The organism is Pseudoalteromonas sp. GutCa3, from assembly GCF_002836155.1.
Classification (GTDB): Bacteria; Pseudomonadota; Gammaproteobacteria; order Enterobacterales; family Alteromonadaceae; genus Pseudoalteromonas; species Pseudoalteromonas arctica.
Genome location: NZ_PJBK01000087.1, coordinates 1 through 20,318, shown reverse-complemented (window position 1 = coordinate 20,318; position 20,318 = coordinate 1). Strand labels below are relative to the sequence as shown.

Genomic DNA, 20,318 nt, shown 5'->3' with positions numbered 1-20,318 from the left:
TAACAAGCGGCATTTTTTTATTTTAATAAACTTACCCGCGAGGAATAAAACCAAGCGCATCGTATACCGATTTTAATGTTTTCTCAGCACGTACACTGGCTTTTTCAGCACCTGATTTCATTATGCTATTAAGTAGGCTTTGATCTTCTCTGATCTCTTTAAAGCGAGCTTGAATTGGCTCAATCATGTTTACAACTGCATCAGCTGTATCTTTCTTTAAATGGCCATACATTTTATCTTCATACTCAGGCACTAGGTCTTCTATTGAGCGCTTAGTTGCAACACTTAATAAAGTAAGCAAGTTTGATACACCAGGCTTCTCGCTGCGATCAAAATAAATACGTGCTTGTTCGTCTGAATCAGTTACTGCTTTTTTAAGCTTCTTCACAATTTGTTTAGGCTCATCTAATAACATAATGTAACCATTTGGGTTTTCGTCAGACTTAGACATCTTTTTAAGTGGATCTTGCAAGCTCATTACGCGTGCACCAAACTCAGGAATGTACGGCTCTGGTAATTTAAATACGTCGCCGTATAAATTATTAAAGCGTGTTGCTATATCGCGAGTCAGCTCTAAGTGTTGCTTTTGATCTTCACCGACGGGTACTTGATCAGCTTGATATAATAAAATATCCGCAGCTTGCAATACCGGATATGAAAATAAGCCTACGTTTACGTTATTTGCATGCTTAGATGACTTGTCTTTAAACTGAGTCATTCGATTAAGCTCACCCATTTGCGCGTAACAATTTAATACCCACGCTAACTGTGCGTGCTCAGGTACTTGTGATTGTACAAATAAAGCAGATTTTTCAGGGTCAATGCCACATGCCGCGTAAAGAGCAATACCATCCAACACTCGAGAGCGCAGTAATTCAGGCTCTTGGCGAACTGTAATAGCGTGTAAGTCTACTAACATAAAGAAACTTTCGTGGTCTTCCTGTAACTTTAGCCACTGGTTAATAGCGCCAACATAGTTGCCTATTGTCATACCACCGGTTGGCTGAATGCCGCTTAAAACTACTGGTTTACTCATGATTTTCCTTTATTTGGCTTAATTAATAATATTTAACGCTGCGTTAGAACAGGTATTATATCTAAGAAGTGATCGCATAGGTACTGTGGATTATAATCCTCAAGATTTTCACCTTGGTTATAGCCATAACTAAGTGCAATTACGTCTATATTCGCGGCTTTAGCTGCAAGTATATCGCTTTTAGAATCACCTATCATTATTGCTTTATTAGGCTGAACATTTAGTTTTTTGCAGGCAAATAGCAATGGCTCTGGCGATGGTTTTTTTGCCATGTCGTCACCACATACAATCACATCAAAATGACTCGTTAGTGCCAGTTTATCGAGTAATTTTTCTGTAAATATTCGAGACTTATTAGTGATTAATGCTTTAGGCATACCACGAAGTGCTGCAAGCCCTGTTTCTACATGTTGGTACAAAACACTATACTCACCAACTTGTTGTTCATAGTGCTTATAAAACTCTAATATTGCTTTACCACTAAGTGACTCATCTAGATGTTCACTCACTTGCATATCGCCACTCAAAGCGCGTTTAACGAGGACTTCAACACCATTACCGACCCAACTTTCCACCAAGCGTTGGCTAACAATAGGGAAAGCAAGACCACTCAAGGTTAAATTAATAGCAATATACAAGTCGTAAACACTATCAACCAAGGTACCATCTAAATCAAATAAGGCGACATCGTACTTCATTACTTAACACTTCCAAGCTGTTTACGCATTTGATCAATCACAACCTTGTAATCTGGTTGATTAAAAATAGCTGAACCTGCAACAAACATATCAGCACCCGCTTGTGCTGCTGCTGCAATATTATCGACTTTAATACCCCCATCAACCTCTAAGCGAATTTCTCGACCTGATTCAATAATACGCTGTTTTGCTTGGCGTAATTTTTCAAGCGTATGAGGGATAAAACTTTGCCCACCAAAACCTGGGTTTACCGACATTAGCAAAATGGTATCGAGCTTATCAATAACATGGTCTAAATAGCTTAGGCTTGTTGCTGGATTAAACACTAAGCCTGCTTTACAGCCGTGATCTTTAATTAACTGTATTGTACGGTCAACATGCTCACTGGCTTCAGGATGAAAGGTAATAATTGATGCACCCGCCTCTGCAAATAATGGAATAAGACTATCTACAGGCTTAACCATTAAATGCACATCGATAGGTGCTGTAATGCCGTAATCTCTGAGTGCTTTACACACCATAGGACCAATTGTGAGATTAGGTACATAGTGATTATCCATTACATCAAAATGAACCACGTCAGCGCCCGCATCGAGAACTTTATCAACATCTTCGCCTAACTTTGCAAAGTCAGCAGACAAAATAGAAGGGGCTATTAAATATTTTTGCTCTGGGTTAAACATGATTAACTCCATCAATAAATAGTGTATTGCGTTAATGTAACTTAATTGAAGATGTTACCCAAGTAATATGGCGTAATAGCCCCTATTTCAGGTAACTTTAAATTTGATATTTAATCAATATTTGCTATGATTAAAAAAGTAACAAATTATTGGATTTCATCATGCGTGCTTTTAAAACTGGGATATTAATTGCGTCGGCATTACTGCTTATCGGGGCGTTTAGCTTTGGTTCAAGCTCTGAGCAAGAATTAAGCTCAGTGGGTAATTGTCATAATACACAAGTGGTAAGTGTTCAAAACACATTAACTACAATCACGTGTATTAAAGCTGAAGAAGAGTCATCGTGGTTTTCGTGGTTAACTGGCGATAGCCGTAGTGCTCAGTTTCATTACCTCGATTTACTAGAGCTACTTACTAGCTCTGATGATTCTAAAAACACTCCATCTTTAAAACCTTTATTTTAAATAATGCTGCAATTTTTTAGTGCGTTGCAAAGTGTGCTAGCAGCATTTTTTGGTGTTCAATCTGAAAATAAACGTCAAGTCGATTTTAAACAACACTCTCCTATCTCTATCATCCTAATTGCGATTGTACTATTTATTGCTTTTGTTATCGCAATTTACGCAGTGGTTGCTTGGGTGCTACATACATAGCCATCAACTCGTCAACTTTATTTCTAGAGCCACCTTTGGGGCTAATAGTGCGCTTTACTTGAATTTGGTCAAGTGATGCTTGGCTATAAATTTTACGAGTCCATACGGTATCGTGATTGGAAATGAGTACTGGTGTATCATTTTCAAAAGCAGCCTTCTCAGCTAGGTTAGCTAAGTTAGCCTGATCATCTAAATTAAATCCCCCTTTAGCGTAAGACGTAAAAGAAGCTGTTTTACTTAATGGTACATAAGGCGGGTCGCAATAAATAACAGCATTGTTAGGCACTAACTTAAAAACGTCATCGTAATCTAAACAGGTGAAGGTTGCTTTTTGTGCTTTTTCAGCAAAAAAATACATTTCTTTTTCAGGAAAATAAGGCTTTTTATATTTACCAAAAGGCACATTAAAAATACCTTTTAGGTTATATCTGCACAGTCCGTTGTAACCATGGCGGTTCATGTATAAAAACAATATTGAACGTTCATATACATCACGGCTTTGATTAAACTGCACACGATATTCGTAATAAGCATCTGCGTGATTATTCAAATCAACAAATAACTTTTTAGCATCACTAATGAGCTCATCCGGGGAGCTTTTAAGCTCTTTGTATAAGTTAATTAAGTCTGCATTTATATCGTTGAGAATATAGTGTTTAAAGTCACTATTTAAAAACACAGAGCCTGCACCAACAAAAGGTTCAACCAACGTATCTGCATGCTTGCTAGCTTGGTTTAATCGCGCATTAATGTTTTCAACTAGGCTGTATTTTCCGCCGGCCCATTTAAGGAAGGCTCTACTCTTTTGCTGCATTGGCTCTTTACTTCAATCTGGTGTTGCGCGATTTTACACTAAAGTAGTGTGTTTTACTGATCTACGAGTGCTATTTCTTGCTTTATTTTACTAATTTTTTTATAGAAAGGTTTATTTTTTTTAACCCCAGCAGATAAAGTATCCATTGCTGATTTTGCTTCGTTTATACTTCCAAAACTACCAAATGTAACAACCCACCATATTTTATTATTTCGCTTCGTTTGGTAAGTATGAGTTTGCTGCTGTAGATTGAATTGAGCAATAAAGCTATCGCTAACTTCCTGCTGAGTTACGGCTAATAATTGAATAACACTATTTGTATCTGCTTGCTGCATGTACCATATATTATCTTGGCTATTCTGAGTTTGCTCTGCTGTATTTACTTTTAGAGCTTCAGATTTAACGTCACTTGATACGCTGCTTTTATTATTAGTACTATCATCAACATCACTGTCTAGTACGTTAACGGTGTTGGCAGGCTCGGTAAGGCTTTGCATGATCGCAGGCACATCATTAATGTGTTCGCGTTCTAGCTTAATAGGTTGCTCAACTACTTTTGGTTCATTTAGGCTCGCTACTGAGTCATTTTTCTTTATAACCGGCTCACTTACTTGCTCTACAGATATTGCTGTATTTACGACTTGTGTTTCTTCCTGCTGATAATACTGTTGCCACCACTGTGTCATATCCGACTTATAAAGTAGCCCAATAATTAAAAGCATAATCAGCAACATCAAAATCAATAGGTGCAATCGCCAAGATACTTTGTCCTTAACGATAATATCGGCTATGTGCTCACTAGGTTGCCAAGCAAGCAATAAACTGGGATTACCTTGAGCCTCAGCTAAAAAAGTACTAAAAACAGGGTCTTCATCATAAGGTAAGTCTGAAAAATACCATTGTAATAACATCTTACTTTCTCGAAGCGTTAGCGGCTCCAAGTAAATTTCAACAGCGTTGTTTAAAGGCAGCTTAGACTGTGAAGCTATTATTATATATAGCGTATTTGGGCTGTTCTTAGAAAGTAACTCAAGCTCAATTAACATCTCATCAGATAATTGCCTACCGCCATCAAGTACCCATAAACATGGCCCACATGGTTGTTGCTGGAGCAACTGGTAATAGTTTTCAGGTAAACTTAAGTTATGATCGATCAGGGGAGAGTTAAAGCTTTGCTCTAATAGCTCACTCATTAGTTGAATGTCAGTCATTCGCGAACTTACTTGCACGAAGGCTTTATTAAAGTCGTTGTATTTATCTGTAATGAAGGTTTCGAGCATATAACTTTTACCTAGCCCAGAAGTGCCAAGTAAAACAATTAAATTTTGCCCGTACTCAAATTGCAGTGCGATTCTATCCACCAAAGCCGCACGGCTTGGTAAAATTTGTGACTGCATTTACTGCTCGATTAAGTCTCTAACTTGATCATCAGATACATTATCAACTAATGCACACTGGCCAAATTGGGTAGGTAGAATAAAGCGGATAGTGCCTTTTTTATTCTTTTTGTCTTTACGCATATGCGTTAAAAACTGCTCGCTAGTCATTTGCTTTGGAATTTCTGTTGGTAAATTATATAGCTCAAGTAGCTTAATAATTCGATCAACTTCATCTGCACTTAAATCTTGGCGTGTCTTGGCAAGTTTAGCTGCTAATACCATTCCTGTTGCAACAGCTTCGCCGTGTAACCAAACGCCATAACCCATCTGTGCCTCAATTGCATGGGCAAATGTATGGCCTAAGTTTAACAAAGCCCGTAAGCCATGTTCTTTTTCATCTTGAGCAACTATAAGCGCTTTTATTTCACAACATCTAAAAATGATATGCTGTAAGCATGCTTCATCTAGTTGCTGTAAATTAGTCACATTTCGCTCTAAATAGGCAAATAATTCGGTATCGTAAATCAGACCATACTTAATTACCTCAGCCATACCTGCTGCAAACTCTCGTGCAGGTAGAGTGTGTAATGTTTGCGTATCAATAAAAACCGCTTGAGGCTGATAAAATGCCCCTATCATATTTTTACCTAACGGATGATTTACTGCCGTTTTTCCACCTACCGATGAATCAACCTGTGAAAGCACTGTCGTTGGTATTTGAATAAACGGTACGCCGCGCTGATAACAAGCCGCTACAAAACCAGTTAGGTCACCTACAACACCGCCACCTAACGCAATTAAACACGTATCTCGGCCACAGTTATTTTGTAGTAAAAATGCTGATATTTTTTCAAACCATTCCAGTGATTTATATTGCTCACCGTCAGGAATAATAAAAGATAGCGGATTTAGATCAGCTAATGAATCAAGTAACCTTTGCAAATATAAAGGCGCTATTGTGTCATTAGTAATGATGATAGGCCGACAATCACCAATGTGGTGAACCAGGCGGCCATTATCTTGAAGTGCAGATTGCCCAATATAAATAGGATAACTTCGCTCGTCCAAATTAACAGTTAATTTAAGCATGCTTGGCTATTCCTTTATTATTGGTTTTTAAAAATCTAATTTCTCGATGATTTGGTTAGCAACAACTTTAGCGCTTTGCTCATCGGTACGTACAACAAAATCAGCAACTTCTTTGTATAGTGGCTCGCGTTCTTCTGCTAAGCGCTCTAGTACGTTACGAGGTGCTTCTTCAGTTTGCAGTAATGGGCGACGCTTGTCGCGTTGCGTGCGTGCAACTTGCTTCTCTATAGGTGTCTCTAGGTATACAACGATACCTCGAGCCGAAAGCTTGTTTCGAACTTCTTTGCTCATTACTGAACCACCACCGGTAGCAAGTACAATACCTTGCATCTCGGTTAAATCGCCAATAACAGACTCTTCTCGAAGTCTAAAGCCTTCTTCACCTTCAAGATCGAATACCCATGCAATATCTGCACCTGTGCGGCGTTCGATTTCTTGATCAGAATCAACAAATTCAAGGTGTAATTGGTCAGCGATGTGACGACCAATCGTGCTTTTGCCAGCCCCCATGGGGCCAACTAGAAATATATTACGTTTCTCAGCCATATCTTTTAGTACAAACAAACTCTAAAATTTGAAATAAAACCCCGCCTAACGACCTGGCCCCAAAATTAAGGAGGGGATTATCTCAGTAATTGCGGGGGTATTTCAAGTCAATTAGCATAAAAAGCCATATAACGAGCAATTAATCTAAATAATCACCCGTTGGTTAACATAAAACCACTGTATTTTAATCAATTTGTATTTTTGGTGTCACAAAAATAAGTAATTCACGCTTTTCATTAAACTCACTTGTGGTTTTAAATAGTCTTCCTACGTAAGGAATGTCACCTAAAATTGGCACTTTACTCGTAGTATTAATGATCTGCTGCTGGAAAATACCACCGAGCACTACGGTTTGTCCATTCTCAACTAACACTTGAGTTTGAATCTCTTGGGTATCAATAGACACTGCTTCACCTGTTCCCGTTTGTACAGTATCACCACGAGTGTCTTGAGTAATAATTAAGTCTAGAATTACTTTATTATCAGGTGTGATATGAGGTGTTACTTCTAAGCTTAGTACCGCTTTTTTAAAGCTTACAGTAGTAGCACCACTTGAAGCTGACTCAGTGTAAGGGATTTCAGTACCTTGCTCTATTCGCGCTTTTTGCTGATTAGCCGCTATGATACGCGGGCTAGCAATAATTTCGCCTTTATTCTCTTCTTCAAGAGCACTTAGCTCTAAATCAATTAATGTACCGTTAGCCAATTTTGCTATGTGCAAACCAATACTGGCCGCAGGATTAGAAATTGGTAAATTTACATTTAATCGATCTGAAATACTTGGCGCATTTGAAGTTGATGTCGCATTATAAATACCTTCAGCGCCTTCAAGGGAGCCAGAAATACCAACACTACTGCCTTGATCACTAAAGCCCCAGCGTACGCCTAAGTCTTCAGTAACGTTATCGCGCACAGTTACCATTCGAGATTCGATTACAACCTGCTGTACCGGAATATCGAGTGTTTCTATCATCCGGCGAATGTTTTCTATACTCTTTACAGTATCTTTTACCAATAAAGTATTTGTACGCTGATCAACCGATACACTACCGCGGGCAGTTATAATACTGTTCCTATCTGTTTTTAATAAGTCAGCAAAATTTTCGGCTTTAGCATAGTTTAATCGAATGTATTCACTATAGAGTGGTTCTAAGTCTTCAACTTGCTGTTTAGCTTTTAAATCTTTAGCTTCACGTGCCGCAAGCTCCTCTGCAGGCGCTACCATTAAAATAGAGCCATCCATGCGTTTGTCTAGCCCTTTAATACGCAGTACTACGTCAAGCGCTTGATCCCACGGTACGCCATCTAAGCGCAGTGTTATATTACCTGTCACTGAATCACTGGTTACTAAGTTAAAATCGTTATAACCCGCAATAATTTGTAGTGCTGCTCGCACAGAGATATCTTGAAAATTTAAGGTCATAGGGCGACCTTGATACTCAACGCCACCATCTAAATAGGCGTTTTGCGTTTCATCTTTTTCTACCGTCAGCGTTAAAATATTATCTATTTGCTGGTACGTAAATGTAAACTGAGCGTTTGGCTCAATAACGACACGACTTAATCCGTCTTCTTTAAAAGTCTCGATATTACTTACAACAGTACCAAAATCTAATACATCTAATTCATAAAGTAGGTCATCTAAAATATCGGTGTGATGAAAGTCAGCGTAAATTTTACCGCCACTTTCATGGACTTCAATTGCAGCTTGAGTGTCTTGTAAAAATACGAGTACTTTCGCTTCGCCCTTTTCACCACGTCTAAAATCAATTGATTGGATACGGTTGATGTAATTTCCACTTACGTCACCTGAGTCCATCGCTACATCTTCATTTTCAGATTCTGTAAGAGGATTATCAGACACGCGTATTGATACTAAGTTGTTATGAACTTCAGTTTCATAAATTTTTAATCTATCTAAGTTTACCGTTACCTTTAAACCACTGTTAGTTAAAACATTAGTAACACTGCTAATTCCAGCTTGATTAACTTCAACATCATTTAAACCAACCTCTAACTCTGCGGTATCAAAAAACATTTCGATTCGGGCTGGGCTATTAAACACCTGAACTTTTGGTTCAAGCGTTAACTCTTCATCAAAAACAAGCTGTAACTCAGTTTCGCCTTTAAGTAATGGATTATAACGAACATCATAAAGTAACGGCCCTGCAACGGCTGAATTTACAGTGACTAAAGCAACAGCAGCCAGTAATGTTCGTGAAATACGATGAAGCCAAAGTACATCCTTATGCATGCTATTTTTACCTTTTTTATTATTAATTTGCGCCATCTGTTGCCGCCTCTAACATTTCTAATTTAGTCAAGCGCTCTTTCCAACAGCCAGACCCATCAGGGATTAATTCCACTAACTCTATATAGTCGTTACTTACTGTTTTTACTTTGCCATCATAACTACCAAGGTAATTCCCTACCGTTACACGATGCAAAGTAGCGTCAGCTGCTGTTATTAATGCCCATATTTGTCCACTAGAACCAATTGTGCCTTTCATTGCTAAGTTATCTAGCGGGTATTTTTCTAACGGTTCGCGGCGACGCTCTTGATCTGGGTGCAAACAGTTTTTTACTTGCGTTAATTTATTTTGGATTATCTCAGGCTGAGGCGCTACAAACGGGCTACGTAGCTGACCAGCACTGTACTCAAATATTTCAAACTTTGTCAGCTCAGGAATTGATTCAACCTTTGGTGTTGTGCTTGCTTTTACTTGATCAATAAATTCTTTTTGCTCAGACGTATCATCATTACAACCACTCAAAACAAACACCATTACTACAGGTACTACGCGAAGGAGCTTCATTTTTTAACCCCTTCTTCATAACGATATGTTTTTGCAACAACACTAAATGTTAACTGTTTATCGCCCGATGATAAAATAGAAAAGTCATGTAAGCTTACAATTCGTGGTAACTGAGCTACTTTACCCACAAACTCACCAAATTCATGGTAGGTCCCTATCACTTCTATTTTAATCGGTAATTCAGTATAAAATTCTTTCTCGACTTCTGGTAACCAACCTATTTTTAAAAAAGTCAGACCACTTGTTGTGCCAACATACGACAAATCATCAAGTAAACCAGGGGTTTCGTTAGAGGTAGGTAAACGTTTTAATAATTGTGAAAACTTATCTTCCATTTCAATCATTTGTTGACGGTAGATCTCAAGCTTACTCGCGACTGCGTATTTAGTGCGATAAGTTGTGCGTAACTCGACCTCTTTCGCAACTGCACTGTGGTAACTATCAATTTCATCAGAAACTAATAGGCTATAACTAAAAAACAATACAAGTCCGGCAACAAACGTACAGCAAATTGCTTTAACTGCAATAGGCCAATCGCCAATGTTATCGAGCTCTATTTCATTCCAATCAATTTCACTCAGTGCTTTAAAATCAAGGCTCATCGCTAACCTCACCAATTTTATCAAATGGTTTTACATAAAATTCCATATTAAAATCACTAAGTAAACGCGAAGATTGATCGCCTGCAACAATGCCTTGCATTGAAGGATTCTCTAGTAAATATGAGCTTTGTACTTGGCGCAGCATTGTTGATAAACGGTTATTAGATTCACTGCGTCCCAATACATGTATTTGGCTACCTCTGCGCTCGAGTTTTGTTAAATAAACCCCACCCGGCACTATTTTGGCAACTTCATCCATTATTTGCGTACCCAAATTACGGCTGCTTTGTAATTCTTCAATGAGCCTCATACGCTGTTGTAAGTTTTCTTTTCTTTTATCTAAACTTCTAATTTCACTTATTTTTTTATCTAGCATGCTAATTTCTGAACTTAAATAGTTATTCTTTAAGTTTTGACCGTCTTTTAATGCACTATAAAAAGAGCTTAATAAGTACATACTCGCAAAACAAAGTATAACGACACCAATAAGTATAGTTACAAATTTCTTTTTCGATTCTTCGCGCTGCGATTCACGCCAAGGAAGTAGATTTATATGTGGCATGTTGAAAAGCTCCTTAATGCCAACCCTGTCGCAATTGCAAACTGCGTTTTGTGACGCTGCATTACATTACGATCTACTTTTGGAGAAATTTCCATATTTTCAAAAGGCTCAGCAACGACAGAGTGAATACCTAGTTCTTCAATGAGTAATCGGTCAATACCTTTAATCATCGATGTACCACCCGTTAATACAATATAGTCGATTTGCTCTTTGCCACTGGTTGTTAAAAACATTTGCACCGCGCGTCGCACTTGTTGAAGTAACGAAGTTTGAAAAGGGGCTAATACTTCAAAGGTGTAGTTTGGCGGTAAATCGCCTGATGTTTTACCAATTTCAGCTTCATCAAATCCTTTATTATAATAAGCAACGATACTATTTGTATATTGGTCGCCACCAAAAACTTGGTCACGTGTATAAATTGTTTCCCCTGCTTGAACAACGCTCACGAGCATTAAAACCGCACCAATATCAACCACAGCCACACATTTATTAAATGCGTCGCTGGGTAATTGTTGGTAATACACATCCATTGCACGACTTAATGCATAGCTTTCTACATCAACTATTTTAGCTTCTAAATTTGCAGCTTCTAAAGCGCCAACACGCGCTTCTACACTCTCAGTACGAGCAGCTGAAAGCAAAACATTCATTTTACTAGGATCGGCCTCATTCGTCGAAAGCTTCTCAAAGTCGAGGCTCACTTCATCAAGAGGATATGGAATTAAACTATCAGCTTCAATTTCAATTTGCGACTCAAGTTCAGCATCAGTTAACGATACATCCATGAAGATCACTTTTGTAATGACTGTTTGGCCAGAAACAGCCACTGCTGCAGATTTTAACGACTTTGGTAATTTTTTTCTTAATTTTGTAATTACGTTACCAATCGCTTCAATATCTTGAATTGTTCGCTCACTCATTGCGCCTTTTGGCATCGGCTCAATTGCAAGTGCTTCGAGTCGAAATCCAGTTTCAATTTCACGTAAAAGCACAGCCTTAATAGAGTGCGATCCAATATCAATTCCTACCATCATTTGGGACGGTTTTTGAAATAGTTGACTTAGCATGTTTCAACTTGGCCTTTGTTTTAATAATAAACAAGTTATAATTTTTATATGAAAAAATATTATTCATTTTTTAATCAATATATACTAGCAGTCAAAACTCGCAATTGGGAGTCCATTTAGGGAAATATAAGTGATTTTATTAAAACGAACTTTACAATTTTTTATCATTTGTGTGTTAATTGGTCTGATTACTTTGATCAGTCTTTATTACTACGTTAAACCTGATATCCCCAGTGTGCAAGTTTTAAAAGACGTGCAATTACAAACTCCTATGCAAGTATTCACTAAAGATGGGCTTTTAATCAATCAATTTGGTGAAAAACGTCGTATTCCAGTGACTATTGATGAAATTCCTCAAACACTCATTAATGCATTTTTAGCGACAGAAGATAATCGATTTTACGATCATATAGGCATAGACCCTATTGGTATAGTACGTTCGGCTGTTGTTCTTATATCTACTGGCGAGAAAAAACAAGGTGCAAGTACTATTACTATGCAGCTTGCTCGTAATTTCTTTTTAACACGCGAAAAAGCATATATCCGTAAAGTTAAAGAAATATTTATAGCGCTTCATATTGAAGGAGTGTTAACAAAAGACGAAATCTTAGAGCTTTATCTTAATAAAATAGAATTAGGTAATCGTGCTTTCGGTATTGGTGCAGCAGCGCAAGTTTATTACGGTAAAGAGCTAAAAGATTTAACACTTGCACAAATGGCGATGATTGCAGGTTTACCTAAAGCACCTTCAGCTTTAAACCCAATTCGTAACCCAACGCGTGCAAAAGCACGCCGAAATGTAGTTTTAGGCCGTTTACTGACCGAAGACTATATAACACAAGAGCAATATAACGAAGCAACTAGCCAACCTATTACAGCTTATTTTCACGGTGCAGAAATAAACTTATACGCACCGTATATCTCTGAAATGGTGCGCGCTGAAATGGTTTCGCGCTATGGGGTAGATAAAGCCTACAACTCAGGTTTTAAAATTTTTACCTCAGTAGAGTCAAAGGTTCAAAAAGCAGCGCAAAACGCACTTGTAAATAACTTACACAGTTACGATATGCGTCATGGTTTTAGAGGTCCAACTGATGTTTTATGGAATCCTGAAACACAACCAGCTTTAACTGAGCAACAAATACTCAATAAATTACAGAGCGTAAATGAGTTAGGCACTTTAAAAGTTGCAGCAGTACTCAGTGTTAATAATAAAACAGCTACAGTACTACTTAAAAACGGTGAGCAAACAACTCTCAGTTGGGATAGTTTAAAATGGGCGCGTAAGTATATTACTCGCTACCGCCAAAGCTTTGCTCCAAAAGCAGCTACTGATATTTTAACGCCAGGTATGCAAATATGGGTACGTCAAAACGAAGATAACAGCTACTTATTAAGCCAAATACCAGAAGCATCAAGCGCTATTGTATCCCTCGATCCACAAGACGGTAGAATAAAAGCTATTGTAGGGGGTTACAGCTTTGAGCAAAGTCAATACAACCGAGCGATACAAGCTAAGCGTCAAGTGGGTTCTAATATAAAACCTTTTATATATTCAGCAGCACTTGAAAAAGGTTACACGCTTGCGTCTATATTAAATGATGCACCTATAAACCAGTGGGATAAGAGCCAAGGCGTAGCATGGCGCCCTAAAAACAGCCCTGCTGTTTACAATGGTCCTATTCGAATTCGCCGTGCTTTAGCACAGTCTAAAAACGTTATTTCAGTGCGCTTACTACGTGGTGTTGGATTGCAACGTACAGCTGATCACTTACTAAAATTTGGTTTTAAAGACGCTGACATTAATCGTAGTGAATCATTAGCACTGGGTAGTGCTTCTATTACCCCGCTTGAACTTGCAAGAGGCATGAGCACATTTGCCAACGGTGGTCACTTAATTGAACCTTACTTTATCTCAGAAATTCAAGATGCTTACGGCAATGTATTGTTTAAAGCAAACCCTGCTCTTGCCTGTGACGAAGAGCCTTTGCCAACACACAATGCACTCTCAATGCATAATAGTGATGATGAAATGGAGCAAACGAAAAAATGTGCGCCGAGAATTATTTCTAAGCAAAATGCATTTTTAATTGCTGATGCTATGAATAGTGCAATTTGGGGGGGTGGTAGCTGGGCTCATAAAACAGGTTGGAGTGGAACCGGTTGGCGAGCACAAGCGCTAGATCGTCGCGATATTTCAGGTAAAACAGGCACAACTAATGACTCAGTAGATACCTGGTTTAGCGGTTTTAATAGTAATGTGATGACCTCAGTTTGGGTTGGCTTTGATAATCCGGGCAACGCTCTTGGTCGCTCTACATATAATAACAACCTAGATAGCAGCCAAATATCAGGTGCGGAATCTGGCGCTAAAACCGCGCAGCCAGCGTGGGTTGAATTTATGAAAGCGGCACTTGAAGGCAAGCCTGAAGCCCCAATTGAGCCGCCTGAGGGACTCGTTTCTATTCGTATTGATTTAGCTACAGGCTTACTTAGCCATAAAAATGACTACACAAGTCGATTTGAATATTTTGAAAAAGGCACCGCACCTACAAAGTATGTGCTATCTCAGCCTAACGATATATTTGAAGAAGACACTAAAACAGAAGAAGAGCTATTTTAGTAATATGTATGTAATACAAAAACGGCAGCTTATTTAAGCTGCCGTTTTTGTTTAAACCAAATGTTTATTTTAAGTTTTGAACAAGCCAATATAAATCAGAGTGCACACCCGCAGCGGTCACTTCCCTACCCGCTCCTGGCCCCTGAATCACTAATGCGTTATCGCTATACCATTTGCTATTAATTACAAAAATATTATCGCCTGGTGTAAGGTTTGCTAACGCATCGCCATTAGGCACATACGCTATTCCCACTTTAGCAATTACTTCACCTTGTGTGATTTCTAACAAGCCCGTATATCTAAGTACTGAATTTTTAGACTTTGCTGTCACTGCATGCTCTTCGATGAACGCGTCTAGCTGTGCTTTTTTATTTAAAAAGTCATCCCAACTTCCCAGCGCAAGTTCATCTGGCATCAATGCCGATAAACTAATATCGTCAAGTTCAAGCTCAACACCTAGCTCTCGAGCTAAAATAAGTAGCTTACGCTGCATATCTCGCCCAGATAAATCTTCGCGAGGGTCTGGCTCTGTGAATCCCATTTTTTGAGCTTCCAGTACCAACTCAGAAAATGGCCTTGTTCCATCATATTTACTACATAACCACGAAAGCGTGCCTGAGAAAACACCTTCTATACGTGTTATTTTATCGCCACTATTTTGCAAATCAGCCAAAGCAAAGTTAATAGGTAAGCCAGCGCCTACACTGGTGTTATATCGCCAATGTAAATTACGTTCTGTAATATTACTACGAAGTGCTTTATACCAAGTAGTAGGTGCTGTTCCAGCGTATTTATTAGCACTAATTAAATGACAGTTTCTATCTACAAAGTCTGGATATAACAAGCTAAATTGTTCACTTGCGGTAATATCAATTACAATTTTATGCTCGTAATCGAGCTCATTTATAGCATTCAGTAAATCTGCAGATTGATAGCTATTTGCCTCATGCTGCCATTGAGTTTTCCATTGCTGTGTATTAATACCACTTGCATTAAACAGCATTTTTTTAGAGCGAATTAGACCGACTAATTTAATACCAAAGTCATCCGATAAACGCTCAAATTGTGCCGATAACTGTTTAATAAAAACGTCGCCAACGTTACCAAGCCCCGCAACTATAATTGCGATTTCTTGGCCTTTATTAATTAGCTTATCGTGTAAGGCACTTTGTATATCACTATCTATAAATTGATCGGTAAGCAATAAAGCATAGCCAGTATCTTGATGGACAAAACGAGGTTTTATGCTGTGGAGTTTTAATAAATCTAATGCTTGTAAGCTTAATGTATTAACGTCTTGCTCAGGCGCTACAATTGCACAACCGTTTAAATTTGACTCGCTAATATTTGCCCTACCCGCAAAATAATTAATAACCAGATAAGTTTGTGCTGCAGGTACTACTAAATACACTTCACCATTATGGTTAAAGTGATGAAGGCTATGCTGAATAAGCTGACTAACACTTGCAACCTCACCTTCACTTAATCCTTCAACCATTAATAGGTCAACATTTTGCAACGTGGTTATAAAGCGCTTTTTCTTCGCTGAACCTTCTTTGACTATATCTGTTGGACTTGCTTGTACGTCAAAACTACTGCGAACAGCTAGCTTAATATCTGTGTTTTTAAGTGGCGATAGTGTTTTTGCATGTAATACAGGGTTACCCAAACGAGCTAATAAATTAGCTTGCCCGCGACAAATTTTGCCGTATTTAATCGCTTTTTTTACCTTTCGAGGATCAGTGCTATACACTCCCTGTGTATCAGTCCAAATACATACTTGCTTAGCATTGCAATAATTTGCAAGTAGTGTTGCACTGTAGTCACTCCCATTTCGGCCAAGCGTTACTGTCTCGCCTTTGATATCTGCGGCAATAAACCCAGTAACAACATTTATTTTATTAGGCAAAATTAACTGCCCACATTGCTGCGCATTTTGCGCATGCATTAATTCGCCATCATTTAAGGTAAAAAGAGTACGTGCATCTTCAGCGCATGCCTCAATATTTAGCTGCTGTAAATAAGTAGCGAGTAAACGTGCTGACCACAGTTCGCCATGTGCAAGTAATGCAGCCTCTTTTAGCTGCTCAGCTTGAGCAAGTTCTGCAATATAGCTAAGCTCGGTATTTAGTGTTTTAAGTGCACTTCGTTTTAAATCAGCTTCTAATAACTGCTCTATTAAATCACTTTGATGGTTATTTAACTGCAGTAAAATATCAGCTACTGCTTGAGTATCTTGTTTTTGATAGCTTTGCCAAAGTAATACTAGCGTATCGGTTGTCTTACCCGCAGCCGATACCACCACACAATCACCCGGTTGAGTATGTGTAATTATTATTTTTGCTACGCTTTGGTATCGCTCACTTGAGCTTAAACTCGATCCACCAAATTTATGTATACAGTTAACCATATTAATCACCAAAGCGCCGGACGAGCTGCACTTAATTTAACGTTACCACCAGAAGTGCCTGCTCCTTTGCCTACACGGCCAACATTTTTATTTTGCCCTGGTTTTACAAGTTCAAACACTCGTTCAAAATCAGCGACTAAATCGTGTATATCTTCAATACCTACCGAAATACGAATAAGCGTATCGCCCACACCCGCCTCTAAACGTGCTGTTGCCTCCATACCTGCGTGCGTCATAGTTGCAGGGTGACAAATTAAGCTCTCTACGCCACCTAGTGACTCAGCTAAACTAAACGTTTTAAGGCTAGTTAAAAATGCTGCAGCGTCATTTATATCGCCTTTAATATCAAAACTAACCATGCCACCAAAACCAAGTTGCTGTGCTTTAGCCAGCTCATGTTGAGGATGTGACTCAAGACCTGGGTAGTAAACTTGGCTTACATATTCAGAGCTTTCAAGGTACTTAGCTATTGCCAGTGCATTTTCTTGATGCTGCCTTAGGCGCACATTTAAAGTACGTAAACCACGAAGCGTTAAATAGCTATCAAAAGGCGCACCCGTAATACCAATGTTATTAGCCCACCAAGCAAGCTCATCGCCTAACTCTTGTGTTGCGGCAATAACAGCGCCGCCTACTACATCTGAGTGTCCGTTAATGTATTTAGTGGTTGAATGCACCACAATATCTACACCAAAATTAATAGGATTTTGTAAAGCAGGCGACAAAAACGTGTTATCTGCAGCCACCAATGCACCGCATTGCTTTGCAACATCGGTAACCGCTTTAATATCTGTTAAACGAAGTACTGGGTTACTTGGGGTTTCTATCCAAATAAGCTTAGGTTTAATTACTAAAATTTGTTGAAGACTTTCTTCTTTTGTTAAATCTAATATTTCGAGCTTTAGTAGTCCGCGTTTTTGTAAAGATGTAAATAAACGATAGCTGCCACCATAACAATCATGTGGAATTACTAACGTATCGTCACTATTAAGTAGCTGAGTAGCTAAATGCACGGCAGCCATGCCTGTAGCTGTAATTATGCCACGAGCGCCACCTTCAAGCTTAGCAAGCGTCTCAGCTAAAATATCACGATTAGGATTACCGCTACGACCATAATCATACTCACGCTTAGTATCAAAGTCGGCAAACGAATAAGTAGTCGATAAATAAATTGGCGGTACCACCGCACCATGATGTTTATCAGCATCAACGCCGTTACGTACAGCAATGGTCGCTTTGTTTTTTTCGCTCATATTCGTCACCTGATTAATTTGGATGTTTAGACGTCTAAAAGAGTAAGTTATCCGTTTTGATAAGTCAAAGCATTTTAAAGCTCTAGATGGCTAAAAGTAGAAGAGGCCTCTGCGAATAACACATTTTAGCTCACAAAAGTGTGCTTATCTTTACACCTACAATAGGCTTATTAAGATAGATCGGTATCTATTATTTGACTATCTTTTTTAAATCGATAGAATTTCACGCATATTTACACGCTTTTTATACCGTGTGAGAAATTAATAATCTGAGGCAACGATACATCTTATGGCTAAATGGAATGGTGAGTATATTCACCCATACGCAGAACACGGTAAAAAATCAGAGCAAGTTAAAAAGATCACCGTTTCGATCCCGCTAAATGTATTAAAGGTATTAACTGACGAACGTACACGTCGTCAAATCAATAACCTTCGCCATGCTACAAATAGTGAATTGCTATGTGAGGCATTTTTGCATGCTTTTACTGGCCAACCTTTACCAAATGACGATGACTTACGTAAAGATAACGCCGAAAAAGTGCCAGAAGAAGTTAAAAAAATAATGCAAGAAATGGGTCTAGAAGTACCCGTTTTAAACGAAGAATAAATATTACAAAGATAAAAAAAACCTCAGTAATTACTGAGGTTTTTTTATGTCTAAATTTTATTGCATAGCTCTACTATATAGATTTACTGCATATAGTTTTCAGGTAGCTCAATTTGTGCAACACCTGACTCAATAGCAGCAAGTGCAACAGCTCTTGCTATACGCGGCAGTAAACGTGGATCCATTGGTTTTGGAATAATATACTGCGCACCAAATTCTAGTTTATCTACACCAGCGGCTTTTAAAACTTCTGCAGGTACTGGCTCTTTGGCAATACTTCGAATAGCATCTACTGCAGCAATTTTCATTTCATCGTTAATAGCACTTGCACGTACATCAAGTGCACCACGGAAAATAAACGGGAAACATAAAACATTATTAACTTGGTTAGGGTAATCAGAGCGCCCTGTTGCCATGATTAAATCATTGCGTGCGCCGTGCGCAAGTGCAGGATCAATCTCAGGATCTGGGTTTGAACATGCAAACACAACTGGTTTTGCAGCCATTAGCTTTAAATCTTCAGCCGCTAATAAGTTAGGGCCAGAAACACCCACAAATACATCCGCATCTGCAATTACATCTTGCAATGTACGCTTATCGGTATTGTTAGCAAAAAGCTGTTTATATTCATTTAAGTCATCGCGGCGGGTATGAATAACACCTTTGCGGTCAAGCATATAAATGTGTTCACGCAGTGCACCACACTTAATTAACAGCTCCATACACGCAACAGCGGCAGCGCCTGCACCTAAACATACAATAATTGCATCTTCAATTGACTTACCTTGTACTTCTAGCGCATTTAACATACCAGCAGCCGTTACAATGGCAGTACCGTGTTGATCATCATGAAAAACAGGAATACTACAACGCTCTATTAATGCTTTTTCTATTTCAAAACACTCTGGTGCTTTAATATCTTCAAGGTTAATACCACCGAATGTGTCGGCAATATTGGCAACCGTATTAATAAAGTCTTCTGTTGTTTTGTGCTTAACTTCAATATCGATAGAATCAAGCCCTGCAAAACGTTTAAACAATAACGCTTTACCTTCCATTACGGGCTTAGACGCTAAAGGACCTAAATTACCAAGGCCTAGAATTGCAGTACCATTAGTAATAACCGCAACCATGTTACCTTTACCAGTATATTTATAAGCATTTGCAGGATCTGCAGCTATTTCACGTACAGGTTCGGCAACACCTGGGCTATACGCAAGTGCAAGATCATGAGCCGTTTCAGCTGGTTTTGTAAGCTCAATGCTAATTTTACCTGGTACGGGATGTGAGTGGTAATGTAGTGCTTGTTCACGAAAGTCAGACATAACGCGATGGTATCCTGCAATTTAAGTTAAAGTGAGAGATGGAGTCTTGGGGTACGATACCCTTATTATTTTTAAATTCCAAGCAATATCAGGTCTATCCTGTTATATGCTATATCCTATAATTTTAAGAGGTTTTTCAGTAACTTTGCAGG

Annotated in this window: 19 protein-coding genes; 4 read left to right on the top strand and 15 right to left on the bottom strand. The window is 38.6% G+C overall.

What is annotated here, in order from left to right; all coding sequences use genetic code 11:
• Window positions 1–31: 31 nt before the first annotated feature.
• Genes trpS through rpe form a run of 3 tightly spaced genes read right to left on the bottom strand, consistent with a single transcriptional unit; the run spans window position 32 to window position 2,417 of the window.
• Entirely contained in the window at window positions 32–1,036 is a 1,005-nt protein-coding gene (gene trpS / locus CXF64_RS15935) for a tryptophan--tRNA ligase (RefSeq protein WP_101217499.1), read from the bottom strand.
• A 32-nt stretch (window positions 1,037–1,068) separates the two neighbouring features.
• Entirely contained in the window at window positions 1,069–1,734 is a 666-nt protein-coding gene (locus CXF64_RS15930) for a phosphoglycolate phosphatase (protein WP_101217498.1), read from the bottom strand.
• Complete coding sequence (gene rpe, locus CXF64_RS15925; RefSeq protein ID WP_024598068.1) at window positions 1,734–2,417, bottom strand: ribulose-phosphate 3-epimerase; 684 nt, start codon at window positions 2,415–2,417, stop codon at window positions 1,734–1,736. The genes CXF64_RS15930 and rpe overlap by 1 nt, the downstream gene beginning before the upstream one ends.
• 161 nt (window positions 2,418–2,578) lie before the next feature.
• Between rpe and CXF64_RS15920 the strand changes: the two genes are divergently transcribed.
• Together CXF64_RS15920 and CXF64_RS15915 are read left to right on the top strand one after the other, a co-directional pair.
• Window positions 2,579–2,881 carry a hypothetical protein gene (locus CXF64_RS15920; RefSeq protein ID WP_101217497.1) on the top strand — a complete coding sequence of 101 codons (303 nt, stop codon included), beginning with the start codon at window positions 2,579–2,581 and terminating at the stop codon, window positions 2,879–2,881.
• Between the two features lie 3 nt (window positions 2,882–2,884).
• A complete protein-coding gene (locus CXF64_RS15915; RefSeq protein WP_101217496.1) occupies window positions 2,885–3,070 on the top strand; it encodes a DUF2970 domain-containing protein in 186 nt (61 codons plus the stop codon).
• On the opposite strand, the gene CXF64_RS15910 is transcribed toward CXF64_RS15915, so the two are convergent.
• The 9 genes from CXF64_RS15910 to CXF64_RS15870 form a co-directional block, all read right to left on the bottom strand.
• Complete coding sequence (locus CXF64_RS15910) at window positions 3,027–3,884, bottom strand: Dam family site-specific DNA-(adenine-N6)-methyltransferase (protein ID WP_101217495.1); 858 nt, start codon at window positions 3,882–3,884, stop codon at window positions 3,027–3,029. The genes CXF64_RS15915 and CXF64_RS15910 overlap by 44 nt on opposite strands.
• 53 nt (window positions 3,885–3,937) lie before the next feature.
• A complete protein-coding gene (locus CXF64_RS15905) occupies window positions 3,938–5,281 on the bottom strand; it encodes an AAA family ATPase (protein ID WP_101217494.1) in 1,344 nt (447 codons plus the stop codon).
• Window positions 5,282–6,352 (bottom strand): 3-dehydroquinate synthase, encoded by a 1,071-nt coding sequence (gene aroB, locus CXF64_RS15900; RefSeq protein WP_010553793.1) that lies wholly within the window; start codon window positions 6,350–6,352, stop codon window positions 5,282–5,284.
• A 27-nt stretch (window positions 6,353–6,379) separates the two neighbouring features.
• Complete coding sequence (gene aroK / locus CXF64_RS15895) at window positions 6,380–6,898, bottom strand: shikimate kinase AroK (protein ID WP_004589350.1); 519 nt, start codon at window positions 6,896–6,898, stop codon at window positions 6,380–6,382.
• Between the two features lie 184 nt (window positions 6,899–7,082).
• Window positions 7,083–9,188 (bottom strand): type IV pilus secretin PilQ, encoded by a 2,106-nt coding sequence (locus tag CXF64_RS15890; protein ID WP_101217493.1) that lies wholly within the window; start codon window positions 9,186–9,188, stop codon window positions 7,083–7,085.
• A complete protein-coding gene (locus CXF64_RS15885; RefSeq protein WP_007586272.1) occupies window positions 9,175–9,714 on the bottom strand; it encodes a pilus assembly protein PilP in 540 nt (179 codons plus the stop codon). Before CXF64_RS15885 ends, CXF64_RS15890 begins: the two co-directional genes overlap by 14 nt.
• On the bottom strand, window positions 9,711–10,316 hold the full coding sequence (locus CXF64_RS15880) for a type 4a pilus biogenesis protein PilO (protein ID WP_007586270.1): 606 nt from the start codon (window positions 10,314–10,316) through the stop codon (window positions 9,711–9,713). Before CXF64_RS15880 ends, CXF64_RS15885 begins: the two co-directional genes overlap by 4 nt.
• Entirely contained in the window at window positions 10,306–10,878 is a 573-nt protein-coding gene (locus CXF64_RS15875; protein ID WP_007586268.1) for a PilN domain-containing protein, read from the bottom strand. Before CXF64_RS15875 ends, CXF64_RS15880 begins: the two co-directional genes overlap by 11 nt.
• Complete coding sequence (locus CXF64_RS15870) at window positions 10,866–11,945, bottom strand: pilus assembly protein PilM (RefSeq protein WP_024589891.1); 1,080 nt, start codon at window positions 11,943–11,945, stop codon at window positions 10,866–10,868. Before CXF64_RS15870 ends, CXF64_RS15875 begins: the two co-directional genes overlap by 13 nt.
• A gap of 130 nt (window positions 11,946–12,075) precedes the next feature.
• Between CXF64_RS15870 and CXF64_RS15865 the strand changes: the two genes are divergently transcribed.
• Window positions 12,076–14,568: a penicillin-binding protein 1A gene (locus CXF64_RS15865; protein ID WP_101217492.1), complete on the top strand. Its 2,493-nt coding sequence runs from the start codon at window positions 12,076–12,078 to the stop codon at window positions 14,566–14,568.
• A gap of 64 nt (window positions 14,569–14,632) precedes the next feature.
• Here CXF64_RS15865 and metL read toward each other — a convergent pair whose 3' ends face one another.
• On the bottom strand, window positions 14,633–16,978 hold the full coding sequence (gene metL / locus CXF64_RS15860; protein ID WP_101217491.1) for a bifunctional aspartate kinase/homoserine dehydrogenase II: 2,346 nt from the start codon (window positions 16,976–16,978) through the stop codon (window positions 14,633–14,635).
• A gap of 5 nt (window positions 16,979–16,983) precedes the next feature.
• Window positions 16,984–18,231: a cystathionine gamma-synthase gene (gene metB, locus CXF64_RS15855; protein WP_101217490.1), complete on the bottom strand. Its 1,248-nt coding sequence runs from the start codon at window positions 18,229–18,231 to the stop codon at window positions 16,984–16,986.
• Window positions 18,232–18,520: 289 nt separating this feature from the next.
• On the opposite strand from metB, the gene metJ reads away from it, so the two are divergent.
• A complete protein-coding gene (gene metJ / locus CXF64_RS15850; protein WP_007586263.1) occupies window positions 18,521–18,841 on the top strand; it encodes a met regulon transcriptional regulator MetJ in 321 nt (106 codons plus the stop codon).
• Window positions 18,842–18,924: 83 nt separating this feature from the next.
• Here metJ and CXF64_RS15845 read toward each other — a convergent pair whose 3' ends face one another.
• Complete coding sequence (locus CXF64_RS15845; protein WP_007582028.1) at window positions 18,925–20,166, bottom strand: malic enzyme-like NAD(P)-binding protein; 1,242 nt, start codon at window positions 20,164–20,166, stop codon at window positions 18,925–18,927.
• Window positions 20,167–20,318: the final 152 nt, after the last annotated feature.

Excerpts from the sequence above, each read along its gene's own strand:
- trpS (WP_101217499.1), bottom strand. The coding sequence starts at position 1,036 with ATGAGTAAACCAGTAGTTTTAAGCGGCATTCAGCCAACCGGTGGTATG.
- CXF64_RS15930 (WP_101217498.1), bottom strand. The coding sequence starts at position 1,734 with ATGAAGTACGATGTCGCCTTATTTGATTTAGATGGTACCTTGGTTGAT.
- rpe (WP_024598068.1), bottom strand. The coding sequence starts at position 2,417 with ATGTTTAACCCAGAGCAAAAATATTTAATAGCCCCTTCTATTTTGTCT.
- CXF64_RS15920 (WP_101217497.1), top strand. The coding sequence starts at position 2,579 with ATGCGTGCTTTTAAAACTGGGATATTAATTGCGTCGGCATTACTGCTT.
- CXF64_RS15915 (WP_101217496.1), top strand. The coding sequence starts at position 2,885 with ATGCTGCAATTTTTTAGTGCGTTGCAAAGTGTGCTAGCAGCATTTTTT.
- CXF64_RS15910 (WP_101217495.1), bottom strand. The coding sequence starts at position 3,884 with ATGCAGCAAAAGAGTAGAGCCTTCCTTAAATGGGCCGGCGGAAAATAC.
- CXF64_RS15905 (WP_101217494.1), bottom strand. The coding sequence starts at position 5,281 with ATGCAGTCACAAATTTTACCAAGCCGTGCGGCTTTGGTGGATAGAATC.
- aroB (WP_010553793.1), bottom strand. The coding sequence starts at position 6,352 with ATGCTTAAATTAACTGTTAATTTGGACGAGCGAAGTTATCCTATTTAT.
- aroK (WP_004589350.1), bottom strand. The coding sequence starts at position 6,898 with ATGGCTGAGAAACGTAATATATTTCTAGTTGGCCCCATGGGGGCTGGC.
- CXF64_RS15890 (WP_101217493.1), bottom strand. The coding sequence starts at position 9,188 with ATGGCGCAAATTAATAATAAAAAAGGTAAAAATAGCATGCATAAGGAT.
- CXF64_RS15885 (WP_007586272.1), bottom strand. The coding sequence starts at position 9,714 with ATGAAGCTCCTTCGCGTAGTACCTGTAGTAATGGTGTTTGTTTTGAGT.
- CXF64_RS15880 (WP_007586270.1), bottom strand. The coding sequence starts at position 10,316 with ATGAGCCTTGATTTTAAAGCACTGAGTGAAATTGATTGGAATGAAATA.
- CXF64_RS15875 (WP_007586268.1), bottom strand. The coding sequence starts at position 10,878 with ATGCCACATATAAATCTACTTCCTTGGCGTGAATCGCAGCGCGAAGAA.
- CXF64_RS15870 (WP_024589891.1), bottom strand. The coding sequence starts at position 11,945 with ATGCTAAGTCAACTATTTCAAAAACCGTCCCAAATGATGGTAGGAATT.
- metL (WP_101217491.1), bottom strand. The coding sequence starts at position 16,978 with ATGGTTAACTGTATACATAAATTTGGTGGATCGAGTTTAAGCTCAAGT.
- metB (WP_101217490.1), bottom strand. The coding sequence starts at position 18,231 with ATGAGCGAAAAAAACAAAGCGACCATTGCTGTACGTAACGGCGTTGAT.
- metJ (WP_007586263.1), top strand. The coding sequence starts at position 18,521 with ATGGCTAAATGGAATGGTGAGTATATTCACCCATACGCAGAACACGGT.
- CXF64_RS15845 (WP_007582028.1), bottom strand. The coding sequence starts at position 20,166 with ATGTCTGACTTTCGTGAACAAGCACTACATTACCACTCACATCCCGTA.